Annotated in this window: 22 protein-coding genes and 1 pseudogene; 7 read left to right on the top strand and 16 right to left on the bottom strand. The window is 74.1% G+C overall.

Annotated features, from left to right (window positions below):
- Positions 1-261: 261 nt before the first annotated feature.
- The 6 genes from katG to ACFVHB_RS34445 all read right to left on the bottom strand — a co-directional run bounded on the left by katG (position 262) and on the right by ACFVHB_RS34445 (position 7,106).
- Positions 262-2,451 carry a catalase/peroxidase HPI gene (gene katG, locus ACFVHB_RS34420; protein ID WP_380330074.1) on the bottom strand — a complete coding sequence of 730 codons (2,190 nt, stop codon included), beginning with the start codon at positions 2,449-2,451 and terminating at the stop codon, positions 262-264.
- 388 nt (positions 2,452-2,839) lie between these two features.
- The gene (locus tag ACFVHB_RS34425) at positions 2,840-3,040 is read right to left on the bottom strand and encodes a hypothetical protein (protein WP_380330076.1); all 201 of its coding nucleotides are present in this window, start codon (positions 3,038-3,040) and stop codon (positions 2,840-2,842) included.
- Positions 3,037-3,471, bottom strand: a complete 435-nt coding sequence (locus ACFVHB_RS34430) for a hypothetical protein (protein WP_380330077.1) — start codon at positions 3,469-3,471, stop codon at positions 3,037-3,039. Before ACFVHB_RS34430 ends, ACFVHB_RS34425 begins: the two co-directional genes overlap by 4 nt.
- 181 nt (positions 3,472-3,652) lie before the next feature.
- Entirely contained in the window at positions 3,653-5,218 is a 1,566-nt protein-coding gene (locus ACFVHB_RS34435) for a sensor histidine kinase (RefSeq protein ID WP_380330079.1), read from the bottom strand.
- A complete protein-coding gene (locus tag ACFVHB_RS34440) occupies positions 5,215-5,964 on the bottom strand; it encodes a response regulator transcription factor (RefSeq protein WP_380330081.1) in 750 nt (249 codons plus the stop codon). The genes ACFVHB_RS34435 and ACFVHB_RS34440 overlap by 4 nt, the downstream gene beginning before the upstream one ends.
- A gap of 119 nt (positions 5,965-6,083) precedes the next feature.
- The gene (locus tag ACFVHB_RS34445) at positions 6,084-7,106 is read right to left on the bottom strand and encodes a serine protein kinase RIO (protein WP_380330083.1); all 1,023 of its coding nucleotides are present in this window, start codon (positions 7,104-7,106) and stop codon (positions 6,084-6,086) included.
- A gap of 469 nt (positions 7,107-7,575) precedes the next feature.
- Between ACFVHB_RS34445 and ACFVHB_RS34450 the strand changes: the two genes are divergently transcribed.
- Both ACFVHB_RS34450 and ACFVHB_RS34455 read left to right on the top strand, forming a co-directional pair.
- Positions 7,576-8,316 (top strand): hypothetical protein, encoded by a 741-nt coding sequence (locus tag ACFVHB_RS34450; protein WP_380330084.1) that lies wholly within the window; start codon positions 7,576-7,578, stop codon positions 8,314-8,316.
- A gap of 187 nt (positions 8,317-8,503) precedes the next feature.
- Positions 8,504-9,859, top strand: coding sequence for an FAD-dependent oxidoreductase (locus ACFVHB_RS34455; protein WP_380330086.1), 1,356 nt, complete (start codon positions 8,504-8,506; stop codon positions 9,857-9,859).
- A gap of 75 nt (positions 9,860-9,934) precedes the next feature.
- Here the strand turns inward: ACFVHB_RS34455 and rocD are convergent, their stop codons facing one another.
- Positions 9,935-11,206 carry an ornithine--oxo-acid transaminase gene (gene rocD / locus ACFVHB_RS34460; protein ID WP_380330088.1) on the bottom strand — a complete coding sequence of 424 codons (1,272 nt, stop codon included), beginning with the start codon at positions 11,204-11,206 and terminating at the stop codon, positions 9,935-9,937.
- Between the two features lie 236 nt (positions 11,207-11,442).
- Positions 11,443-11,946: an Lrp/AsnC family transcriptional regulator gene (locus ACFVHB_RS34465; protein ID WP_380330090.1), complete on the bottom strand. Its 504-nt coding sequence runs from the start codon at positions 11,944-11,946 to the stop codon at positions 11,443-11,445.
- Between the two features lie 117 nt (positions 11,947-12,063).
- Here ACFVHB_RS34465 and ACFVHB_RS34470 point away from each other — a divergent pair, with 117 nt between their 5' ends.
- Positions 12,064-12,339, top strand: a complete 276-nt coding sequence (locus tag ACFVHB_RS34470) for a hypothetical protein (protein WP_380330092.1) — start codon at positions 12,064-12,066, stop codon at positions 12,337-12,339.
- A 99-nt stretch (positions 12,340-12,438) separates the two neighbouring features.
- Here ACFVHB_RS34470 and ACFVHB_RS34475 read toward each other — a convergent pair whose 3' ends face one another.
- Complete coding sequence (locus ACFVHB_RS34475; RefSeq protein ID WP_380330094.1) at positions 12,439-13,503, bottom strand: helix-turn-helix domain-containing protein; 1,065 nt, start codon at positions 13,501-13,503, stop codon at positions 12,439-12,441.
- A gap of 226 nt (positions 13,504-13,729) precedes the next feature.
- On the opposite strand from ACFVHB_RS34475, the gene ACFVHB_RS34480 reads away from it, so the two are divergent.
- Both ACFVHB_RS34480 and ACFVHB_RS34485 read left to right on the top strand, forming a co-directional pair.
- Entirely contained in the window at positions 13,730-14,371 is a 642-nt protein-coding gene (locus ACFVHB_RS34480) for a CHAP domain-containing protein (RefSeq protein WP_380330096.1), read from the top strand.
- Between the two features lie 111 nt (positions 14,372-14,482).
- Entirely contained in the window at positions 14,483-14,887 is a 405-nt protein-coding gene (locus ACFVHB_RS34485; protein WP_380330098.1) for a peptidase inhibitor family I36 protein, read from the top strand.
- A gap of 58 nt (positions 14,888-14,945) precedes the next feature.
- Here the strand turns inward: ACFVHB_RS34485 and ACFVHB_RS34490 are convergent, their stop codons facing one another.
- The 4 genes and pseudogenes from ACFVHB_RS34490 to ACFVHB_RS34505 form a co-directional block, all read right to left on the bottom strand.
- On the bottom strand, positions 14,946-15,551 hold the full coding sequence (locus ACFVHB_RS34490; RefSeq protein ID WP_380330100.1) for a 2'-5' RNA ligase family protein: 606 nt from the start codon (positions 15,549-15,551) through the stop codon (positions 14,946-14,948).
- 313 nt (positions 15,552-15,864) lie between these two features.
- Positions 15,865-16,143, bottom strand: a pseudogene (locus tag ACFVHB_RS34495) (Uma2 family endonuclease); the annotation flags it as partial.
- 201 nt (positions 16,144-16,344) lie between these two features.
- Positions 16,345-17,193: an SAM-dependent methyltransferase gene (locus tag ACFVHB_RS34500; RefSeq protein WP_380330102.1), complete on the bottom strand. Its 849-nt coding sequence runs from the start codon at positions 17,191-17,193 to the stop codon at positions 16,345-16,347.
- A 56-nt stretch (positions 17,194-17,249) separates the two neighbouring features.
- Positions 17,250-18,305 (bottom strand): LysR family transcriptional regulator, encoded by a 1,056-nt coding sequence (locus ACFVHB_RS34505; protein WP_380330104.1) that lies wholly within the window; start codon positions 18,303-18,305, stop codon positions 17,250-17,252.
- 115 nt (positions 18,306-18,420) lie between these two features.
- Here ACFVHB_RS34505 and ACFVHB_RS34510 point away from each other — a divergent pair, with 115 nt between their 5' ends.
- Entirely contained in the window at positions 18,421-19,170 is a 750-nt protein-coding gene (locus tag ACFVHB_RS34510) for an RBBP9/YdeN family alpha/beta hydrolase (protein ID WP_380330106.1), read from the top strand.
- 73 nt (positions 19,171-19,243) lie between these two features.
- On the opposite strand, the gene ACFVHB_RS34515 is transcribed toward ACFVHB_RS34510, so the two are convergent.
- The gene (locus ACFVHB_RS34515; protein ID WP_380330107.1) at positions 19,244-21,439 is read right to left on the bottom strand and encodes a transglycosylase domain-containing protein; all 2,196 of its coding nucleotides are present in this window, start codon (positions 21,437-21,439) and stop codon (positions 19,244-19,246) included.
- A gap of 661 nt (positions 21,440-22,100) precedes the next feature.
- Here ACFVHB_RS34515 and ACFVHB_RS34520 point away from each other — a divergent pair.
- Positions 22,101-22,478, top strand: a complete 378-nt coding sequence (locus ACFVHB_RS34520) for a beta/gamma crystallin domain-containing protein (RefSeq protein ID WP_380330109.1) — start codon at positions 22,101-22,103, stop codon at positions 22,476-22,478.
- A gap of 63 nt (positions 22,479-22,541) precedes the next feature.
- Here ACFVHB_RS34520 and ACFVHB_RS34525 read toward each other — a convergent pair whose 3' ends face one another.
- Both ACFVHB_RS34525 and ACFVHB_RS34530 read right to left on the bottom strand, forming a co-directional pair.
- Complete coding sequence (locus tag ACFVHB_RS34525) at positions 22,542-22,838, bottom strand: hypothetical protein (RefSeq protein WP_380330111.1); 297 nt, start codon at positions 22,836-22,838, stop codon at positions 22,542-22,544.
- 65 nt (positions 22,839-22,903) lie between these two features.
- Positions 22,904-23,266, bottom strand: a 363-nt coding sequence (locus ACFVHB_RS34530; RefSeq protein WP_380330113.1) for an amidohydrolase family protein, incomplete at its 5' end; no start/stop codon positions are given.

Consider the following 23,266-nt stretch of genomic DNA (forward strand, 5'->3'; position numbering starts at 1 on the left):
CGCCCGTGCCGGTCGGACGGCCGGTCGTGCCGCCGTCCCCGGTCCGGAGAAGCCCCACCTCGCGCCGGCCCGCAGCGCCTTGAATCCAGGCATGAACGGCCCCCGCTGCTGTGCGTGGCGTGCACGGCTTCTCAACACTTCGTGCGATCCGGGTTGGAAGGGGCTCCGACGGGGTCCGGCGGTCGCGCCACCGCCCCGCACGACGGTGCCCGGCCGGCCCGTCGGGGCCGGCCGGGCACCGTCACTCAGCCGCTCGACCGCTCAGCGCAGGTCGAACCGGTCGAGGTTCATCACCTTGGTCCACGCCGCCACGAAGTCGCGCACGAACTTCTCGTGCGCGTCGTCGGAGGCGTAGACCTCGGCGAGGGCGCGCAGCTGGGAGTGCGACCCGAAGACGAGGTCGACGGCGGTGGCCGTCCACTTCGTCTCGCCCGTCGCGCGGTCCCGCGCCTCGTAGACGTTCGCCTCCGACTCCGACGCCCGCCACTCCGTGCCCATGTCGAGCAGGTTGACGAAGAAGTCCGTGGTCAGCGCCTCCGGCCGCTGCGTGAGGACGCCGTGCTGGGAGCCCCGGAAGCCGGCGTTCAGCGCCCGCATGCCGCCGACCAGGACCGTCATCTCGGGCGCGGACAGCGTCAGCAGGTTCGCGCGGTCGAGCAGCAGGGTCTCCGGTGACAGCTTCTCGCCGGGCCGCAGGTAGTTGCGGAACCCGTCCGCCCGTGGTTCGAGCACGGCGAACGACTCCACGTCGGTCTGCTCCTGCGAGGCGTCCGTGCGCCCCGGCGCGAACGGGACCGTGACGGGGTGCCCGGCGTTGCGCGCGGCCCGCTCGACCGCCGCGCAGCCGCCGAGGACGATCAGGTCGGCGAGCGAGATCCTCTTGCCGCCGGTCTGCGCGCCGTTGAAGTCCCGCTGGACCTCCTCCAGCCGCCGCACCGTGTCGGCCACCTCGGGCACGTCGTTGACCGCCCAGTCCTTCTGCGGCGCCAGCCGGATCCGCGCCCCGTTGGCCCCGCCGCGCTTGTCGGTGCCGCGGAAGCTCGCCGCCGCCGCCCACGCCGTGGTGACCAGCTGCGGAATGCCCAGGCCGGAGTCGATGATCCGGTCCTTGAGGGCGGCGACGTCCTCGTCGGAGACCAGCTCGTGGTCGACCTCGGGAACCGGGTCCTGCCACAGCTGCGGTTCGGGAACCCACGGTCCGAGGTAGCGGGAGACCGGGCCCATGTCGCGGTGCAGCAGCTTGTACCAGGCCTTGGCGAACGCCTCGGCGAGCTGGTCCGGGTTGGCGTGGAAGCGCCTGCAGATCGGCTCGTAGACCGGGTCCTTCCGCAGCGCGAGGTCCGTCGTCAGCATCATCGGGGCGTGCCGCTTCGACGGGTCGTGCGCGTCCGGCACGGTGTCCTGCGCCGCGGGGTCGGTGGGCTTCCACTGGTGGGCGCCGGCGGGGCTGGTGGTCAGCTCCCAGTCGTACCGGAACAGGGTGTCCAGGTAGCCGTTGTCCCACGTCGTCGGTGCGGTGGTCCACGCGCCCTCGAGCCCGCTGGTGAGCGTGTCGGGGCCCTTGCCGCTGCCGTACGTGTTGCGCCAGCCCAGCCCCTGCTGTTCGAGGGGGGCGGCCTCCGGTTCGGGACCGAGGTACGACGGGTCGACGGCGCCGTGGCACTTGCCGAAGGTGTGGCCGCCGACGATGAGCGCGACGGTCTCCTCGTCGTTCATGGCCATGCGCCCGAACGTCTCCCGGATGTCGCGGGCGGCGGCCACCGGGTCCGGATTGCCGTTGGGGCCCTCCGGATTCACGTAGATCAGCCCCATCTGCACGGCACCGAACGGCTTGGCGAGTTGGCGGTCGCCGCTGTAGCGCTCGTCGCCGAGCCAGGTGTCCTCGGGGCCCCAGAAGATCTCCTCGGCCTCCCAGATGTCCTCGCGCCCGAAGCCGAAGCCGAACGTCCGGAAGCCCATGGACTCCATGGCGCAGTTCCCGGCGAACACGAGGAGGTCCGCCCAGGAGATCTTCCGGCCGTACTTCTGCTTGACCGGCCACAGCAGCCGCCGCGCCTTGTCCAGGCTGGCGTTGTCCGGCCAACTGTTGAGCGGCGCGAAGCGTTGGGCGCCGCTGCCGCCGCCGCCCCGGCCGTCCGCGATGCGGTAGGTGCCGGCGGCGTGCCAGCTCATCCGGATGAACAGCGGTCCGTAGTGACCGTAGTCGGCGGGCCACCAGTCCTGCGACTTCGTCATCAGGTCGATGACGTCCCGCTTCAGCGCGTCGACGTCGAGGGTGGCGAACTCCGCCGCGTAGTCGAAGTCCTCGTCCATCGGGTTGGAACGGGGCGAGTGCTGGTGCAGCACCTGGAGGTCCAGCTGGTTGGGCCACCAGTCCCGGTTCGTCCTGGGGCGGGTCGACGTGGGGGTGGGGGAGGGAACTGCCGGGTTTTCGCTCTCGCTGCCGGACACGTCCGCCCTCTCTTCCTCGCTTGGTTTCTACCCTTTCGCCCGTATGGTCCCGCACCGTGGCCCGTACGGCGGGGAGAACACGCGGAAGCCTCCGCTCACCGCTCCGGGAGCACCGGCCGCCCTGGTAGCGGCGGTAGCCTCGGTAGCGCCGGTAGCCCCGCCGGGGCCGGATCCGGGTCGGCGTGGAGGTCCGCGTGAGGTCGGCGTGGGGTCGGCGTGGGGTCGGCGTCCGCGGCGAGTCGCGACGGCCGGTCGCGCTGCCCGAGCGCAACGGCCCGGACGCAACGGCCCGGTCGCAACGGCCCGGTCGCCGCTCCCGGGGTGGCGCCGCGCGTCGTGGCGGTGGCGGGCGGACCGGCTGGGGGCCAGGCGGTCCGCCCGTCGGTGGTCAGCCGTTGTCGGCGGCCGCGTCGGTGTCGGCCTGGGCTGCCGCGTCGTCGGCGCTGTCGAGCTTCTGCTGCATGTCCTGCACCTGGGCGCTGTCGGCGGTGCCGCCGGCGGGGTGGCTCTGTGAGGGGCCGCAGGCGGTGAGCAGGGCGGCCGCGGCCAGGGTCAGGGCCGCGAGGGCGGCGGCGGGGCGGGCGGTCACTTGCCGGCCCCGTCGTTGTGGGCGGCGCACCAGGTCGCGACGGACTTGAGGTCGGTCTGGCGGGCCTGCAGGGTGGTGACCAGGGCCTTGCGGGCGGTCAGCCGGTTGGTGAGGTAGGTCTCGATCTCGGCGTGGCCGGCGGCCTTGGCCTCCGTGGCGCGCTGCTGGAGGCGGGCGACCGAGCCCACCACGGTGGCGTCCCCGTTGAGCCGGTTCAGCGCCTTGGTGATCCGCTCCTCGGTCTTGGGCAAGCGCTTGCAGATGTGCTTCGCGCCGTCGTTCTTCGGCGTCGCCGCGGTGGTCGGGGCGCCCGAGGGCGAGCCGTTGCCGCCGTCGGCGTGCGCGGGCGCGGCGGCGAGGAGGGAGCCGGCGAGGGCAAGGGCGCCGAGGGCGGCGGCCCGGCGGCGGGCGGACGTGCGGTTGGCGGGCATGGAGCGTCCTTTCGCGGTTGCGGGTCCCGGTGCCGGGACGGTCGCGAGGAGCGTAGGACGGCTTCTTGTGGATTCCTTGTGGAAGGGGGCCGTGTGGAAGGGGCCCATGGCGAACGGGTCCGTGGGGGAAGGGTCCTTGGGGAAAGGGGGTCGTGCCGGAGCGGGGGCGCGGGAGCGGTGGTCAGCGGCCCGGGGCGGTGATCCAGTCGCGGCGGGCCGGCAGCTCGACGGTCGGCGCGTCGGGGCGGGGCAGCGGCAGCCGGACCTCCAGCCGGCAGCCGGAGCCGCCGGGCGGGGTCGTGATCCGGACGGTGCCGCGGTGCAGGGCGGCCTGCTGGGCGACCAGGGTGAGGCCGAGGCCCGAGCCGGGGCTGTCGCGCCGGCGGTGGAACCGCCCGAACACCGCCTCCCGCTCGGCCGGCGCGACGCCGGGACCGCGGTCGTCCACGGTGAGCAGCGCCCAGCCGGCTTCGGCCGCGAGCCGGACCGTGACCCGGGCCGGCTGCCGGCCGTCGCGGCCGTGGACGGCGGCGTTGCCGAGCAGGTTGGCGAGCATGATCCGCAGGCCCGGTTCCCAGCCGAACACCCGCACCTCTCCCGGCGCGTGCACCGTGAAGGCCGCCCGCGGGTGGCGGCGCCCGGCCTCGGCGGCCTCGGCTTCGGTGAGTTCGGCGAGGTCCACCGACCGGAACGCGTCCAGCTGGACCAGGTCACCGCGGGCCAGGGTGCTCAGCGCGGTGAGCAGGTCGAGCAGCCGGGTGTGGTCGTCGCGCAGCTCGGCGACGATCTCCGCGCGGTCGGCGGCGGGCAGGTCCGGGTGGGCGGCGAGCACGTCCAGGTTGGTGCGCAGGCTCATCATCGGGGTCCGCAGCTCGTGGGAGGCGGCGGAGGAGAACGAGCGGGCGGTGTCCAGGGCCTGGGCGGTGCGCCGGGCCTGTTCGTCGTAGCGGGACAGCAGCAGGGCGAGCGCGGCGGAGAGCTCGTCGACCTCGGTGGTGCCCGTCCGTTCCGCGACGAACCCGTGACCAGCCGGGGCACCGGCGCCTCCCCCGGCGTCCGCGTCCGTCCCGTGCGCGCCGCCCGGTCCGTCCGGTCCGCTCGGACCGCCGGGACCGACCGAGGCCGCCGGGGCCACCGGCGCCGCCGGGTCGAGGGTGGCGGCGCGGCGGCTGAGCCGGCGCAGCGGCACGGTCGCCCGCTCCGCGACGACGAAGCCGATCAGTGCGGAGACCGGCGCCGCGATCAGCGCCACGAGCAGAACGCGGCGCCGTACGGCGGCCGTCTGCCGGTCCGCCTGCCCCGCGGGGGCCATCACCCAGAGCGTGCCGCCGCCGGCGCCCGTCCCGGTGGCCCCGACCCGGACGGTCAGCACCCGCCAGGCGGTGCCCTGTTCGCGCACGGTCGCCGGTCCGCCGGGCGCGGCCGGGAGCACGGCCGCGTCGGCGGGCTGCGGGCCCACCGACAGCAGGACCGTACCGTCCTCGGCGGCCACCCGGACGCCGGCGTCCAGGGCGGCGTCCAGCACCTTCCGCTGCTGGTTCTGCTCGGCCTTGGGACGGCCCTTGCTGTCGGCGGCCACCAGGGCCCGGACGGACGGCAGGACGGCGGCCGCACGGTCGTTGAGTCCGGCGTCCTGCTGGTGCCGCAGGTCCCGGCCGACCAGCGGCAGGAGCAGCAGCCCGGCCAGCACCACCAGCAGCGGCACCACGGCGGCGGCCCACAGCGCGATCCGGGTGGAGAGCCTCACCGCCGGCCCGGCCCGTCGCCGTCGGGCAGCCGCAGGACGAAACCGACGCCCCGGACGGTGTGGAGCATCCGCGGGCGCCCGCCCGACTCGAGCTTGCGCCGCAGGTAGCTGACGAAGGTGTCGACGGCGTCGCTGCGCACGTCGAAGTCGTAGCCCCAGACGCGCTCCAGCAGCACCTCCCGGGAGAGCACCAGGCCGGCGTTGCGGGCGAGTTGGGTGAGCAGTTCGAACTCCCGCCGGGTGAGCCGGAGTTCCTCGCCGTGCAGGCGGGCCTGCCGGGTCGCCGGGTCGATCACCAGCGGCCCGGCCGCGACGAGGTCGCGCGGCTGCGGGGGCCTGCGGCGCAGCAGGGCGCGCAGCCGCAGGACGAGTTCCTCCAGGGCGAACGGCTTCACCAGGTAGTCGTCCGCGCCCGCCTGGAGCCCGGCCACCCGGTCGGCGGGCTCGTCGAGGGCGGAGAGCATGAGGACGGGGAGGTCGTCGCCGCGAGTGCGGAGGGTGCGGCAGACGTCGGCGCCGCTGATTCCCGGCATCGACACGTCGAGGACGAGGACGTCGGCGGCGGGCCCGGCGGGGTCGGCGTCGCCGAGGCGGGCGAGCGCGGTCTCGCCGTCCTCGGCGAGGGTCACCGAGAATCCGCTCAGCCGCAGGCCGCGTTCCAGGGTGCGCCGGATCGCCGCGTCGTCGTCCACCACCAGCACGCGGCCTCCGGGGCCGGGTGCGGCCTCGGTCACGGTCCCTTCCATCGGTGCCTCCTGTCCGTCCGGGCTGCCGACCCTCTCACACGGGCACCGCGGGCGGGCACCGAGGGTGGAGGTGGGTGGCCGGGGGCGCCGGCCACCCTCACCTGTTCACCCCCTCACCTTCACCCCAGGCGGGCGTCGAAGGTCAGGGCCTCGACCAGCTCGCCGACCCGCCGCTCGGGCAGGCCGCGGGCGGTGAACCAGGCGCCGACGTTGCGCACGTCCCGCTCCAGGAAGGAGCGTCCGCGCGGGTTGGCGACGACGTCCACGATCTGCGGCACGTCGATGATCACCAACCGGCCCCGGTGGACCAGGATGTTGTACGCCGAGAGGTCCCCGTGCGCGTAGCCGTCGCGGGCGAGCAGCGCGAGGCTGTGGCCGAGCTGCTCCCAGAGGTCCTCGAGGTCGGCCTCCTCGGCGCGCAGCTGGGCGAGCCGGGGCGCGGCCGTGCCGTTCTCGTCGCCGACGAACTCCATCAGGATCTCCGTGCCGGTGATCTGCACCGGGTACGGGACGGCCACACCGGCCGACCAGAGCCGGCACAGCGCCGCGAACTCGGCGCCGGCCCACTGGCCGGCGATGGCCTCCTTGCCGAACGCCGTGCGCTTCGCCATGGCCCTGGTGATCCGGGACTCCTTGTGCTGGCGGCCCTCCAGGTATCCGGAGTCGCGGTGGAACATCCGGTGCTGGGCGTCGCGGTAGCGCTTGGCGGCCATCAGCGTGCGCCGCTCGGTGCCGGGTACGCCGCGCTCCAGGAGGAAGACGTCGGCCTCCTTGCCGGTCTTCACGATGCCGAGTTCGGTGTCGACGGCCGCGAGCTCGGTCACCACCCAGGCGGGGCGCGGCTCGGGGCCCTTCTCGGTGGGGGTGGACTGGTCCCAGGTGGACCAGCGGTCCCCCTCGGCGGGGCCGTCGGTGGCCGGCGCCGGGGCGAGAGCGGAGCCGTCGAAGCCGTCTCGGTTGACGTGGTTGTCGTGGTGGCCTTGGTGATCGGCGTGCGACGACTGGCGGTCGTCGCCGAAAGCGCCGAAGTCGTAGATCTCGGGCTCGTATTCATCGAACCGCTCGGATCGGCGGCCGCGACGGCGTGCGCCCTTGGCGCGGATACGGGAGAAGGATTCGCTGTCGGAAAAGCGCTCGCGCACTGCGGTGGCTCCTGGGGAACGGCCCACCGGTGCGCCGGAGGTGGCGCGTCGTCAGCCGGTGGGCGAATGACGGAAGAGAGAGGCGTATGGCGCGCACACGAAGGCGCGCCGCGACAGGGCGGCAACCATTGGGACGCACCTCCTCTTCGTCACTACGTCAGTCCTCGCGCGGCGGTGCGGAAGCACTGCGGCACGCGTCGGGGCCACGGCGGGCGCCGTGGTGGGAACGGTGGAGAGCTTAGCGCTTTCGAAGATCGACGCAACCGATTTTCCGGTGCCCGTTCTGCTGCCCGTTCTGCGGGGCGCGGGCGCCCGGGAGGCGCGACGGCCGAAGGCGCCGGTGCGCCGGGCGGCGCGCCGCGGACGAGCGGGCCGGGACGCATCCGCGCGCGCCAGCGGGGTATCACGCGCACGCGGCGCTCGCCGCGGCTCGCCGAGGGCGAGGACGTGCCGAACGGGAAGGGGCGGGATGGACGTCGTGTTCTGGGTGCTGCTGGTGGTGGCCGGCTGCGCGGCCTCGGTGGGGTGGCGGCTGTGGAGCTTCCCCGGCGGCTGGGAACGCGCCTTCGCCGGTACCTACGCGGCCGAGCGGCGGAGGCTCGCGGCGGCGCGCCGGGCGGTGCGCCGGCTCAGGTGGGCGGCGGGCCGGGAGATGGCCGGCGCCCGGCTGACGGTCCACCGCAGGACGGCGGCCCACCGGCAGCGGGTGCGCGCGGCGCAGCGCCACCTGGACCGGCTCGGCGACCCGGGCAGTGGCGCCGTGCTCGTCCGGTTCGGCGGGGCCGCCCTGCACGAGCACGTCGTGGCCTTCGACGGGACGTCGATACCGCTGGCCGGGCTGCGGGTCCGCGACGAGCACTCCGGCGGCACGTCGCACCTCTACCTGACCCGGCCGGACGGCCGCGTCCACCACGAGACGTACGCGCACGGCGAGCACGCCGAGGACGACGTGCGCCGGTTCGCCGTCCGGGTGCAGAACGCGGCGGCGGACGAGAACGACTTCCGCGAGCGACGGACCGTCATGATCGCGGCGGCCGAGGCCGACCTGGACGCCGCGCGCGCGGACACCACGGCCCGGGACCGGGCGCGCGAGGAACTCGCCGAGATCACCGAACGCCACCGGCTGGACACCCGGTTGAAGGCGGCGCGGGCGGAGCTGGCGGCGGCCCGCGACCACTGGCACCGCACCTCGGGGCGCCGCCCCCGGTAGGGCCCGGGCGCCGGCGGTCCGGTGCCGGCTGTCGGGCGCCGACGGTCCGCAGGCGGCGCCCCGCCCGGGGTGAACGAACGTTTTTGCGCCCCTCGATCGGGTGGACTTCTCCTCAATCGAGTGCGCCCTGCCGGTAGTTGGCGCCATGGTGGTCCCGGGTCGGTCGGAATCTGCTGGCGGAGGCCGGATGGGCAAGAAGTACGCATCGGGGAAGGCCGTCGTCATCGGCGGCAGCTACGCGGGGCTCGTGACCGCGCGGGTGCTGGCCGAGTTCTTCGGCGAGGTGGTGGTCGTCGAGCGGGACGCGGTGGACGAGCGGACCGGGACGCATCCGAGCGCGCCGCAGGGCTACCACGCGCACGCGATGCTCGCCAGGGGCGGGGAGGTGCTGGAGCGGCTGTTCCCGGGGCTGCGCGCCGAACTCGCCGCGCTCGGGGCGCCGGTGTTCGACTACGGGGAGGGGATCGACTTCCTGCTCCCGACCGGGTTCGCCCCGCGGGCGCGGACCGGGGTCATGATCCAGACCTTCACCCGGGACGAGCTGGAGCGGCGGATCCGGGGGCGGGTACTGGCGCTCCCGGAGGTGACGGTGCTGTCCGCCACGCGGTGCGAGGGCCTGTTGCACACCCCGTCCGGCCGGGTGACCGGGGTCCGGGTCGGCCGGCAGGGGGCCGACCCGGAGGAGATCACCGCCGATCTGGTGGTGGACGCCTCCGGCCGCACCAGCAAGGTCGAGGAGTGGCTGCGGGCCGCCGGGGTGACGGTGCCGCCGAAGCGGGTGGTCCGGGCGAAGGTCACCTACACCACCATGACCTTCGACCGGTCCGAGGAGCGGCCGGCGGACTTCCAGCTCGCCTACCAGATGCTGTTCGCCCCCCGCGTGCGGGAGGCCGGCGCGCTCCTGGCGGTCGAGCGCAACCGCTGGACGTGCTCGCTGTTCGCCTTCGACGACGAGCCGCCCACCGACGACGACGGCTACCTCGGCTTCGCCAAGGGCCTGCGCAATCCGCGCCTCGCCGAGCAGATCGCGCAGCGGACCGTCCAGGAGCCCACCTACCGCTACACCAACCTCGACAACCAGTGGCGCCAGTACCACGCCGCGCGGAACTGGCCGGAGCGGCTGCTCGCCCTCGGGGACGCGGTCTGCGTCTTCAACCCCGTCTACGGGCAGGGCCTGACGGTGGCCGCGCTGGAGGCGGACCTGCTGCGCACGATGCTCGCGCGGCGGCGGCCCGCGGAGGGCCTGGACGGCCTCGCCCGGGCCTACCAGAAGCGGGTGGCGCGGCTGCTGCTCCCGCCCTGGACCCTGTCCACCAACTCCGACCTCATGTGGAACCCCGACCGGCAGCAACTCGGCGCGCGGATCGCGCACTGGTACAACACCCGCCTGTTCCAGGTCGCGGTGAAGGACGCCGAGGTCTGGGCCCGGTTCGTCCGGGTGGTGAACATGACCGCCTCCCCCGCCACGCTGTTCCACCCGTCGGTCGCGCTGAAGGTCCTCACCGCGCCGGCCGCCCCGGCAGGCCCCCACCGGACGGACTGACCGCCCGGACGACCCCGGCCGTCCTCCCGGAGCGTCACTTCCCGGAGGACGGCCGCACGGAGCTCCCGCGTGCCGCTACCCGTGCCGCGCGAGGACGGTGCCGAGGGCGGCGAGTGCCTGCTGCAGTTCCTCGCGCGTGATGGTCAGCGGTGGGGCGAGCCGGATCGTGGCGCCGTGGGTGTCCTTGACCAGGACGCCCTCGCGCAGGAGCCGTTCGCTGATCTCGCGGCCGGTGCCGAGGGCCGGGTCGATGTCGACCCCGGCCCAGAGGCCGCGGGCCCGGAAGCCGGTGACGCCCTTGCCCCGCAGGTCCGCCAGGCCGCTGCGCAGCACCTCGCCCAGGTCGGCCGCGCGGCGCTGGAACTCGCCGGTGGCCAGCAGCTCGACGACGGCCGAACCGACCGCCGCCGCGAGCGGGTTGCCGCCGAAGGTGGAGCCGTGCTCGCCGGGGCGCAGCACGCCGAGGACCTCGCGGTGGCCGACCACGGCGGAGACCGGGACGATGCCGCCGCCGAGCGCCTTGCCGAGGAGCACGAGGTCCGGGCGGACGTCCTCGTGGTCGACCGCGAGGGTGCGGCCGGTGCGGCCGAGGCCCGACTGGATCTCGTCGGCGATGAACAGGCACCCGGCGCGCCGGGTGAGTTCGCGGACGCCGGCGAGGTAGCCGTCGTCCGGGATGAGGACGCCGGCCTCGCCCTGGATGGGTTCGATCAGCACGGCGGCCGTGGTCTCGTCGACGGCGGCCTCGAGTGCGGCGAGGTCGTTGTAGGGGACGATGCGGAAGCCCGGGGTGAAGGGGCCGAAGCCGGCGCGGGCGGTGTCGTCGGTGGAGAAGCCGACGATGGTGGTGGTGCGGCCGTGGAAGTTGCCGTCGGCCACCACGATGGTCGCCCGGTCGGGGGCGACGCCCTTGACCTCGTAGGCCCACTTGCGGGCGAGCTTGATGCCGCTCTCCACCGCTTCGGCGCCGGTGTTCATCGGCAGCACCATGTCCAGGCCGGTGAGTTCGGCGAGCCCCTCGGCGAAGCCGGCGAGGCGGTCGTGGTGGAAGGCCCGGGAGGTGAGGGTGAGCCGGTCGAGCTGCCGGTGCGCGGCCTCGACCAGGGCGGGGTGGCGGTGGCCGAAGTTCAGCGCCGAGTAGCCGGCCAGCAGGTCGAGGTAGCGCCGGCCCTCGACGTCCTCGACCCACACGCCCTCGGCCCGGGCGAGGACGACGGGCAGCGGGTGGTAGTTGTGCGCGAGGACCGGCTCCTCCGCGCGGATCAGCTCGGCGGAGGAGCGCGACCCGGCGGCGGCGGTGGGTCCGGCGGCGAGGGCGGGGTCGGTGACGGCGATGGGGCTGGTCATGGGCGGCTCTCCTGGGCGCGGCACCGGGGCCGCACCGGTCCGGTGCACGGGTTCCGCGGCACGGGTCCGGTGCGCGGGCGCGGTGCGCGGGTGACACCGGTGGCGGACGGCACGGCGCGGTCCCTCCGCTTCCGGTGAGTGGTGATCGGGATGCCTCAACGGTAGGAAGCGGCCGTGGTGCGCGACAAGGGTGATCGGCTGCTCAGGTGCGCACGATCGCTGCGTTCCGGCGGGGTTCAGCGCAGCTTCGTTGCGTCCTCGGCCGCGGAGGGGTGCAGACCGGCCTCCGGGCTCTCCGGCAGCAGGTGGGAGAGGACGAGGCTGCTGACCGTCTTGCGGATGAACGGCTCGCTCCTGATGCGTTCGAGCACCTCCTCGAAGTGGCCGACGTCGGTGGCCCGGATGTGGAGCAGCGCGTCGGCGGCGCCGGTCACCGTCATGGCGGCGGTGATCTCCGGGTAGCCCCGCACCACCTCGGCGAGGCGCCGGGGCGGGGCGGCGCTGTCGCAGTACACCTCGACGTACGCCTCCGTGCGCCAGCCGAGCGCGGCCGGCCTGACCGTGGCGCTGAACCCCGTGATCACGCCGTCCCGCCGCATCCGGTCGACCCGGCGCTTGACCGCACTGGCGGACAGCCCGATGGTGGCGCCGATCTCGGCGAAGCTGGCTCTGGCGTTGTCGACCAGGGCGCGCAGGATCCTCCGGTCCAGCTCGTCGAACGGGGCTGCTTCGCTGGTCATACGGCTCCTCCTGGGCGGCGCTGGGATCCCGACCCTAGGGCTTGTCCTCGGACTCCCGCCTGCCGGCCCGCGCGGACGGTGAGCGGCCCACCGCTCGGGCCGTGCGGGGCGGATGCGATGATCATGCTCGTTAAGCACCTCATCAGGGCGGTGGCGGACGACGACTGGGCGCTGTTCGGAGCCGTGCTGGAGTGGTCCTGGTCGCTGGCCGAGCCGCGGGTCGACCGGGTGCGGCTGTTCGTCCACGAGGCCAACCCCCGGGCGCACGCGCTGGAGGTGAAGGCCGGCTTCCGGGCGACCGGGCTGTCGGTCCCCGTTCCGGGCGACGGGACGCGCCGGGAGGTCGAGCTCGCCGTCACGCGGAACCGAACGCGGGACCGACCGCAGGACTGACCGCGGGGGACCGACCGCGGGCCGAACGCCGCGCACCGGCGGAACGACGGCGGGTGCGGGCGGGGACGGCGGGTGCGGGCGGGACGGCGTGCGGGCGCTTCACAACAGGTCCGGCACCCAGATGACGTGGTCCGGGTAGACGTGGGCCGTCGGCGACAGGTGGTACGTCCCCTCGGTCGCGTCCGCGGCGACGACCCAGCCCATGGCCTGGACGGCGGCCGGGGCGTCGGGCCGCCCGATCGTGCAGGTCGCCTGCTCGGTCACCGCGGTCCGGCCCGGGGCCAGGTCGAGCGGATGCAGGGCCGGGGCGCCGGGGCAGGGGTGGACGGTGCCGCTCCGGGCGTACTGGACGCGGGTCTTGACGGTCACCGGGTTGCGGCCCGCATTGGTGATCTTGACGGCGAAGGAGAGCTCGTTCTCCTGCACCCTGGCGCACACCCGCCAGGTGACCGTGGCGTTGACGCGGAACGGCTGACTGCAGCGACTGTCGGGACCGATCGTGTCCTTCTCGATGCCGGGACGCTCGCTCGGCATCCGGGCGGCCGGGGTGGCGGACGGAGTGGCCAGGGCGGACAGGTCGGCCAGGTCGGCCGGCGCGGCCTGCGCGTCGTCGACGGCGACGCTCCGGTCGGTCGGCTCCTCGGGGGCCCGGCCGTTGGCGGCGAGCAGGGCGGCCACGGCGAGGGCGCAGGCACCCAGGATCCCGGCCGCCACCGATCGACGCGCGGCGGTACGGCGGCGGAGCGCCCCGGGAGGGGCGGGCGTCCCGGCGGGGGCGGGCGGTTCGGCCGGATCGACGCCGACCGGATCGACGCCGTCCGGCGCGGCACCAGGTGGCCCGGCCGGAGCGGCAGGCCGAGCGGCGCCCGACTCGGGCCGGTCCTCCCGCCCGGCCGCGTCCCAGAGGTCCAACGCACGGCGCCGGTCCGCCTCGGGGCGGCCGTAGGTGTCGGCGAGTAGGAGGACCACCTCCCGCGGCACCCGCTGGCGGCCGTTCTCGTAGCGGGAGAGGGTCGTCTGGTCGATCCCGATCCGCTCGCCCACCGCCTGCTGCGAGCGGTTGCCCGCCTCGCGACGCCAGGTCTTGAGCGCCGCCGCCAGGTCGGCGCGCGCCCGTGCTGCGCCCGTCCGCCCCGGATCCCCCGCCACTCCCCCGTGCGACATCGAAAGCGCCCTCCCTCGTGCGTGCATAGCCCCAGGTCACAGCCCTGCATGAGCGCCTGCATACGCCCGCATGGCCGATCGCCCGCACAGCGTAGAGAGCCGGCCTGAGGTGGTGTCAGGCTTGTCGCAGCCGGTGGAGCCACCCGGCAGCCCCGACCTCCCCCCTCACCTGGGCGTATCCGCCCTGCCCGGATGCGGCCAGGTACACACGAACGGAGTCACTGCGTTGACGAACCACACCACCCGGCGCACCGGCCTGCTGCTCGCCGCGACGCTGGCCACCGCGATCGGACTGTCCACCGTCGGCGCCCCGAGCGCCGGTGCCCGGGGCACGGACGCCCACTCCTCCGCCACCCCCTCCTCCGCCAGCAACTCCTCCGGCGCCGACCGCTCCGCCGCGTCCGCGCTGCGGGAGAAGGTCGTCGAAACGGCCCGCGACCAGGTCGGCGTCGCCGAGAAGAGCGCCGACTGCGACAAGTACCTGCCCGAGAAGGGGCAGAAGTGCGCGACCACCCCGTGGTGCGCGGCGTTCGTGGAGTGGGTCTGGCGTCACGCCGGCGTCCGGAGCGTGCCCGGGGACCTGACCGGCCGTGGGGTCGGCGCCTGGGGCCAGGAGCACAGGCTCTGGCAGCCCGTGAAGGGCGCGCACCCGCAGCCGGGCGACCTGCTGGTCTACGGCGCTCCGAGGGCGGCGACGCCCGGCGGACACGTCGCGGTGGTCGTCGCCGTCAACGGCGACGGCACCGTCGACACGGTGGACGGCAACATCCACGACCGGGTGACCCGGCGTCACATCGACCCCGACACCGCCACCAGCGGCAGCGACGGCCTGAAGGTCTCGGGCTACGTCTCCGTGCCGGGCGCCTGAAACCCACCCGGACCACTCACGCCACTCACACCACTCGTACCACCGGTACCACCCGGCCGGCCGCCGCGCCGCCGGTCCACCACCCCACGAAGGGAAACCCCCATGCGAACGATGGGAACGAACCGTCTCCGCACCGCGCTGATCGGCGGCCTCGCCGCCGTCGCCTCGACCGCCGTGCTCGCGCTGCCCACCGCGGCGCACGCGTCGGCCCAGGCCTGGATGTGCACCGAGGGCAACGTCTGCGCCTACAGCGGTGCCAACGGGACCGGAAAGGTGTGCGCGTGGCCGCTGGACGACCCGGACTGGCAGGGCGGACACAACGCCTGCAGCTGGTCGGCCACCACTCCGGTCCGGTCGGTCTACAACAACGGCGACACCGGCCGCCCGGTGGCGTTCTACACCGGCGCCGAGTACACCGGCAGGCGGGTGACGTGCACCGCGGCCGGTGCGCGCGGGAACTTCTCCGAGAACGGGGGCGCGGGCGTCCTCCTGCGCTCGCACAAGTGGGAGTGCTGACCCGCGTCGGTCGGCCGTAGCCGGCCTGCCGCCCCCGCGCCGGGGGTGGCGGGCCGGCTCAACCGCCCGGGGGCCGGGCGGGCTCCGGCTCCCAGCGGAGCTCGCCGGTGCCCAGGGCGGCGGCCGCCCGGGGCCGCATCGGGTCGTCACCGCCCCGCCGGGAGAGCAGCACCACCTCCGCGACCTCCGCGGACCGGCCGCCGAGCCGGGCGGCGCACTCCGCGGCCAGGCGCCGCGGGTCCCCGGTCCGACCGAGGGAGAGGTGCGGGGTGAACCCCGCGCCCCGGCCGACGCAGCGCGGGAAGCGCTCCAGCAGCGACCGGTACAGGGCGGTCCACGGTCCCGCGCCGGCCGCCGCCGGATCGAGCCAGACCGTCGCGTACGCCCGGTGCCGGAAGCTCCGCACCCCCTGCAGCCGCGCGGTGAACGGCGCGACCTCCGCGACCGCGGCGGCCACCAGCGGCGCGGCCCGCCGGAACTCGGACTCGGGTACGAACCCGAACAGCACGTTCACGTGCGGCGGCCACCGCCGCACCTGCGGATCGTGCTTCCACCGGATCTCCTGGATCGGCTCCCACAGCTCCGCCGGCGGCAGCCACGCGACCGCCGTCCACGCCGTCGGCGCGACGTCCAGCACCCCGCCGCCCCCGCGCTCCGCCTCCACACCGCCAGCCTGGCACAGGCCACCGGCCCCCGCAGCGGCCCAGGTCCGCAGGGGCCCGGGGCCGCAGTGGCCGGCCCCCGGGCATGCGGCCTGGCCGCCGCCCGCCACCACCGGCTCGTGTCCAGCTCCAGGTCGAACGGCGCGGGCAGACGCACGGGGGTGCCGAAGGGGTGCGGCCCGTCCTCGCGCGCGAAGCCGAGCCGGGTCGGCTCGCCGAAGACGGTGCACTCGCGGTTCTGGCGGTCCACCAGGAGCGGTCCACCAGGAGGTACGGCGGAGCGCCGTACCGGCCGTAACGGCGACGCTTGACGACCCGGTCCGTCTCCGCGTTCGAGGGAGGACTCACCTCCGTCGCCAGGACGGTCCGGTCCGACAGGAGCTCACCCTCGGTCCTCGCCGCGAGCTCGGACGGGACCACCGCGAGATCCGGAACGGACCAGTTCTCCGAGCCGGGGAGATCAAGGGTCCCGGACCCGGACACCAGGCCGAGGGTCTCCGGCCGCGGGGTCAGCTGGCGGCGGACCAGCTCGGCCGCGCTCTCGTGCGCCCGGGACGCCGATCCGAGGGTCACCACTCCCCCGACCAGCTCCACCCGGTCACCCGCGATGTGCCAACCGCGACGTGCCGCACCGCGTACTTCAGGGCCTGCTCCCGGTCCGGCACCCGGTCGTGGTCACCCGCACCGGTGGGAGCTGTCCCCGGCACGTCGTTCTCCTGTCCGGCTCACCCGGCGGTGCACGGGATGCGCGGTGCCTCGCCGTGCGCCGTCGGAGCTGGTGGCGGCCGGGGCGGGTCAGCGCTTGACCGCTACGCCCGCGTAGGCGGGGGCGGCCTGCTGCCAGTTCTCCGGCAGCTCGGTCTGCGGGCGCCAGAGCGGGAGTTGGACCAGACCGGGGTCGACGAACTCGAAGTCGCCGAAGAAGTCCTGGACCTGCTCCTTGGTCCGCAGGACCAGGGGGGAGCTGGCGCGGCTGTAGATCCGCGTCGTCTCCGCGACCGCCTCGGGGGTCATGAAGTCCTGGGTGCCGTGCGACATGATCAGCAGGCTCCCGGGGGCGAGGGCGTCCCGCAGGCGGGCCAGGATGCCGGCGGCGCCCTCCTCGTCGCGGACGAAGTGCAGGACGGCGACGAGCATCAGGGCCACCGGGCGGGAGAGGTCGATCGCCTCCTTCAGGCCGGGGTCGCCGAGTATCGCCTCCGGGTCGCGCAGGTCGGCGTGGAGGACGGTGGTGTGGCCGACGGGGTGGTGGGCCAGCAGGGCGCGGGAGTGGGTGAGGACGATCGGGTCGTTGTCCACGTAGACCACACGGGCGTCCGGGGCCACCCGGTGGGCGACCTCGCCGGTGCTGCCCACGGCGGGGATCCCGGTGCCGATGTCCAGGAACTGGCGGACGCCCCGCTGCACGGCGAACTCCACCGCCCGGCCGAGGAAGTCGCGGTTGATCCGGGCCCCGAGCCGGGCGTCCGGCATCGCCGCGATGACCTGCTCGGCAGCCTCGCGGTCGGCCGGGAAGTTGTCCTTGCCGCCGAGGTAGTAGTCGTACATCCGCGCCGGGTGCGGGATACCGGTGTTCAGCTCCACCGGCGGCTGCCACCCCCCGGTCTCCCGCCCCGGCCCGCCGACCGCTGCCTCGTCCCGCATGAGCTCTCCCCGTACCGTGCTTGACGTCAAGTCATCTCATCCTAGTCACAGGGAACTCACAGGTTCGCCCGCTTCGACAGGTACGGGGGCGCGGCACCGGTGCCGCCGGCCAGGTCGGCGCCGTCCGCACCGGCGACCTCGGCAGCTTCGGCGACCTCGGCGACCTCGGCGGTTTCGGCGACTTCGGCGACTTCGGCGACTTCGGCGGCGGCCGCCCGCAGGCGGTCGAGGACGGCGGCTTGGACCGGGTCGCCGCCGGAGCCGGCGCGGACGGCCGCGAAGACGTGCCGCACCGGGGGCGGGCCGGCCGGCCGGCGCAGCACCAGGCCCGGGCGGTGCAGGGGTTGGACCAGGCGCGGGACGAGCGCGATGCCGACACCCGTCTCGACCAGCGCCGCGAGGGCCGTCCAGTCGTCGACGGCGTGCCGGATGTCTGGGGTGAAGCCGTTGGCCGCGCACACCGAGCGGGTGACGGCTCCGCAGCAGCTGCCGGGGTCGCCGACGATCCACACGTCCCCGGCCAGGTCCGGCAGCGGGATCCGGTCCCGGTCCGCGCGGGGGTGGGTCGCGGGGAGCGCCAGGTCGAGGACGTCGGCGAGCAGGGCGGTGCGGGTGTAGCGCGGGTCCGTACGGGGCGGGGCGGCGGCGAAGTCCACGGCCACGGCGATGTCGACGTCCCCGGCGTCGAGGAGGGTGAAGACGTCCGGCGCCCCGGCCTCGACGACCTGGACGCGGATGTCCGGGTGGTGCGCGGACAGCGCCCGCAGGGCGTGCGGCAGCAGGCCGGTGATGGCGCTGGAGAACGCGCCGACGGTGACCGCTCCCCGGCGGCCGTCCTCCCAGGCGGCGAGGTCGACCCGGGCCCGTTCCCACTGCGCGGCCATCAGGTCGGCGTGTTCCAGCAGGATCCGGGCCTGCCCGGTCAGCCGGACCCCGCGGCCCTGCCGCTCCAGCAGGGGGACGCCCACCTCCCTTGCCAGTGCCGCGAGTTGCTGCGAGACGGCCGACGGCGTCAGGTGCAGGGCCTCGGCGGTCCGGGCCAGGCTGCCGCGGCGGGCCAGCTCCCGCAGCACACCCAGCCGGCGCAGGTCGACACTGAAGGTGTTGCTCACCGGTTCCCTCCACAGAGATTAACTGGACCTGCATGATCGGCCGCCACCAGAATCGCTGACGGTTCCACGGCCCGCCGGGCCGACCCCTCCCCCTCTCCCCGGACAGCGAGACACCATGGCCGCTCCCCCCGCCGAGCCCGCCGAGCCCGCCGAGCAGGGCTTCCTGATCCTGCACGGCTGGCAGAACCACCGCCCCACCGGCCACTGGCAGCACTGGCTCGCCGGCCGGCTCGCCGACCTGGGCCACCTGGTCGACTACCCCCGGTTGCCCGACCCGGACCACCCCGATCCGGAGGCGTGGACGCACGAGCTGCGCACCCGCCTCGGTGCGCTGCGGGCGGGCCGGCGCACCGTCGTCTGCCACAGCCTGGCCTGTGCGCTGTGGCTGCGGGCCGTCGCCGGCGGGGCGGTCGCGGAGCCGGTCGACCGGGTCCTGCTTGTGGCACCGCCGTCGCCGGGGTTCCTGCGGCGGCAGCCGGACGTCGCCGCCTTCGTCCCTCCTGCGGTGAGCGCCGCGCAGCTGTCGGCGGCGGCCGGCTCCACCCGGCTCGTCTGCGGTGACGACGACCCCTGCTGCCCCGAGGGCGCCATGGAGGTGTACGGGCGCCGGCTCGGCATCCCGGTCGACGTCATCAGCGGCGCGGCACACCTGACTCCGGACTCCGGCTACGGCGCGTGGCCCGCGCTCCTGGACTGGTGCCTCGATCCCGCCGCCGACACGGCGCTCGCCGACGCACCGCCCGTCGGCGCACCACCCACCCACGCACCACCCACCCACGCGCCACCCACCCACGCACCGCCCGTCGGCGCGTCGGCGAGCCCGGTGCCGTCCCGACCCGGCGTCCACGGCTTCGTCCGGCCGTAGCCGGCCCGCCCGCCGCCGTGCTGGTACGGTCCCGCGCCGCCGCGGGCCGGCGGCACGTCGGTCCGCCCCGGTGTCAGCGCTGCGGGCCGGGCGGGGTGGTGGTCGGCGGGGCCGTGGCGGCGTCGCCGGGGTTCGGTTCGGGCTTCGGCGCCGGGTCGGGGATGTCGGCCATCGGCAAGGGCAGCTTGGGTGCGCCGCGCAGGGCCTGGTTCATGGCGTCCCGCCAGATCGGCCCGGGGCCGTCGGCGCCGAACACCTCGGTGCGGTGCTTCCCGTTGATGGTGATGTCGCGCATCTCGACGCCGCCGTCGGGGCCGCCGAGCCAGACGGCGGTGGCCAGTTGCGGCGTGTAGCCGCTGAACCAGGCGGCCTTCTTGTGGTCCGAGGTACCGGTCTTGCCGGCGATCTGCCGGTCGCCCTCCAGGTTGAGCGCCGCGCCGGTGCCGTTCTCGGCGGTCACGCCGTTCAGGACGGTGTTGATCGCCTGCGCGGTGGTGTCGGAGAACGCCTGCTGGCAGTGGCCGGCCGGGGCGGGAACGTCCTTGCCGTCCACCGTGGTGATCCTGTTGACGGCGACCGGGGCACAGTACTTGCCGCGCGCGGCGAAGGTCGCGTAGACGTTCGCCATGGTCAACGGGCTCAACTCCTCGACACCGAGGGCCATCGCGGGAACCTCCTCCAGGGGCTTGCCACTGGCCTTCGCACTGATGCCGAGCTTGTTGGCCATCTGCTTGACGGCGCAGAGCCCGATCTGCTGCTCCATCTGCACGAAGTAGGTGTTGACCGACAGGGCCATCGCCTTCTTGAGCTGGTACGGGCCCTTCTCGTTCGCCGATTCGTTGGGAACGACCGTCTTGGGCCGGGCCTCGTTCTTCCACGTCCCTTCGCAGGTCTTCATCGTCGGGTACTCCATCCGGTTCGGCGACGCGTACTCCTGGGTCGGCGGGAGGCCCGCCTCCAGTGCCGCGGCCGCGACGACCGGCTTGAACGTCGAGCCGGGCTGGAAGCCGTTGCCGCCGCCCATCGCCTTGTCGACGTTGAGGTTGACCATGGTCTGGTTCTTGTCGGTGAGCAGGCCGTACGGGCGGGTCTGGGCCATCGCCAGGATCTTGCCGGTGCCCGGCTCGATCATGGTGGCGGCGGCCGAGACGCTGTCGGTGACCCGCACGTTGCCGCTCACCGCGTTCTGCGCGGCGGCCTGCTTGTCCGGGTCCAGGGTGGTGTGGATGTTCAGGCCGCCCCGGTCCCAGAACTCCTTCCGTTCGGCGGCGGTCTTGCCGAAGGCCGGGTCCTGCTTGACCACGTGGCGGACGTAGTCGCAGAAGAAGCCCATGCCGGCGTTGGCGGTGATGCAGCCGTTCTGCGGCTCCTTGTACCTCAGGCCCAGCGGGGCGGCCTTGGCCTCCTTGGCCTGGTCCGCGGTGATGTGCCCGGCCTCCAGCATCTTGTCGATCACCACGTTGCGGCGGGTCTGCGCGGCCTGGGGGTGCAGTTTCGGGTCGTAGGCCGTGGGGTTCTGCACCAGCCCGGCCAGGGTGGCGGCCTCGGCGACGGTCAGGTCCTTGTTGCTCTTGCTGAAGTACCGCTGGGAGGCGGCCTCGACCCCGTACGCGCCGTTGCCGTAGTACGTGATGTTCAGGTAGTTGGTGAGGATCTGGTCCTTGGTCAGTTCCTCCTCCAGCTTGATCGCGACCTTCAGCTCCTGGATCTTGCGGCCGAGGGTCTTGCGCTGGGCCTCGCGGACGGCGACCGGGTCGTCGCCGGCCTTCTCGACGTTGACGTTCTTCACGTACTGCTGGGTCAGCGTCGAGGCCCCCTGCGAGGCGGTGCCGCTCTCCGCGTTCTTGCCGAGGGCGCGCAGGACGCCCTTGAGGTCGACGGCGCCGTGCTCGTAGAAGCGGGCGTCCTCGATGTTGACCTGGGCCTGGCGCATGTACGGCGACATCTGGTCCGGGGTGAGGACGGTGCGGTCACGCTCGTAGACCTTGGCGATCAACTGACCCTTGGCGTCGAAGATCTGGGTCGCCTGGGTGAGCGGCGGCGTCTTGAAGTCGTCGGGGATGTTCTCGAAGCCTTCCGCCGTGTCCTTGGCGGTCAGTCCGATCGCCCCCGCGGCGGGCAGGGCCATGCCGGCCAGCAGCGCGCCGGAAACCACGCTGACACCCAGGAAGGTCGCACCGTGACGGGCCAGCCGCAGCGGCGACGTCCGCGCCGGAGGAAGTGCGGTGTCATCGGTCGAACGCCATATCGGCGGAAGATTTGAGGACATGCCGGAATGCTAGCCCCCGCATCCCGCTCGGTGGACGAATTGCCGCCCGATCATGTCGCGACCTTGTCACAGGCATCGGAGCCACACCCCCATTGCTTCGATCGCATACGTACTGAATTGTCACAAGGGCGGCCTGGTATTCGCACCCAGGAAACTCCGGCCAACGAACCGTGCTCGAATCAATCGATTCCGACGGAGGTTCCGCCGACGCGCGCCGGCGACGCGTGTCGACACCCGCCCCACGGCCGCACCTCCATGACTGCGCGTACGACACCCCTCCCGCCCCGTGACCCGACATCCCTTAGACGCCTCGGGCGGGGCGAAACGTTGCCCGCGCATCACCCGGGCGCGGGTCCGCCGTGGCGCGACGCAACTCCGCAGCCGCCGGCCGCGTCGATCACCCTCGCCCCTCGCCACCACGACCGCACGCCGGCCCGCCCGCGCTCCGGCGGCGCCCGACGCCCGATCGACCCGCCCCACGGCAGTGCCGAATTTCCGGATCGGAACGGGAGAATCCTCCTCTCTACACGGTCCATCAGTGTACGAAGTTGGCCGAGAACCCCCTCCCGACGGCCTGTCATGTGCGCGACGGTTGGAGCGGATCCCCGGAAGCGCCCGGGGGTCCGAGTTGCCGGTTCGCCCACGTAGCAAGGGAGAGCAAATGATCCTGTCCATGCGCCGTTCCCTCGGCCTCGCCGCCGGTGCCTCGGCCGCGCTGGTCGCCACGGCCGCGCCCGCGCTGGCCGCGCCCACCACGGCCGACAGCCCGGCGATCAACCGCACGGACTGCAACCGGAACGACTACCTCGAGATCCACAACAACGGCGGCCGCGACACCCTCTGCTTCGCGAACGCCGGAGAGGTCCCCGTCGCCATCTACGGCGTGAACTGGGTGGAATCGGGGAACAACGCGGTGACCTTCCAGTTCCAGCGGAATCTCAGTGACCCGCGACTGGAAACGGTGACGCTCAACAAGTGGGCCCAGTGGAGCCCCGGCCAGGCCTCCATCCACAAGATCATCTGGATCAGGATCCACTGAGCCCGAACGCCGCCGTGGCGCACGGCGGTGAACCCGGGCGGCGGACCGGGGCCCGCCGGGCGGTCACACCCCGCCGGTCGCCGGCCCGCCGCCGGCGGCGCGCAAGCGTTCGGCCAGGCGGGCGAGTTCCACGTTCGCCTGGCCGAACGCGAACCGGGCCTCCGGGGTGGTCATCCGGTCGGGGTGACCGGTGGTGAACTCCCGTACGACGTCCAGCAGGGCGGCGGCGGCCGCCAGCAGTGGCGGCTCGTCGGCGAGCGGCACCCGGCGGTGACCCCGGCTCGGGGTGACGACCGTCTCCCGGATCAGCTTCTCGACCTCGCGGACCGCCTCGGTCAGCGCCTTCACATCGGTGTCCATGCCGACCCCGTCCCGTCGATCCACCCGTCGCTGTTCTGGGGAATGTTCCCGGACAGCGGCACGGTTCATGCACGCGGAGCCGATTCGCTCCCCGTCCTGGGCCGGAACCTCTCGGCGCCGGTGATCCACTCGCCGCGGCGCATGACGGCGACCAGGTCGTACGTGGTGGAGTCGACGACGACCAGGTCGGCGTGTTTGCCGGTCTCCAGTGAGCCGATCCGGTCGGCCAGGCCGAGCAGCCGGGCCGGGGTGGCGGAGAGCGACTCGGCGGCCTGGTCGAGGGTCAGGCCGTTGACGGTGAGGGCGCGTTTGAACGCCACGTCCAGGGTGAGCGTGGAGCCGGCGATGGAGCTGCCGTCGGTGAGCAGGGCGACGCCGTCCTTGACGTCGACCTGGAGCGGGCCGAGCGGGTAGCGGCCGTCGCCCAT

This window comes from Kitasatospora sp. NPDC127111 (genome assembly GCF_042677465.1).
GTDB lineage: Bacteria > Actinomycetota > Actinomycetes > Streptomycetales > Streptomycetaceae > Kitasatospora.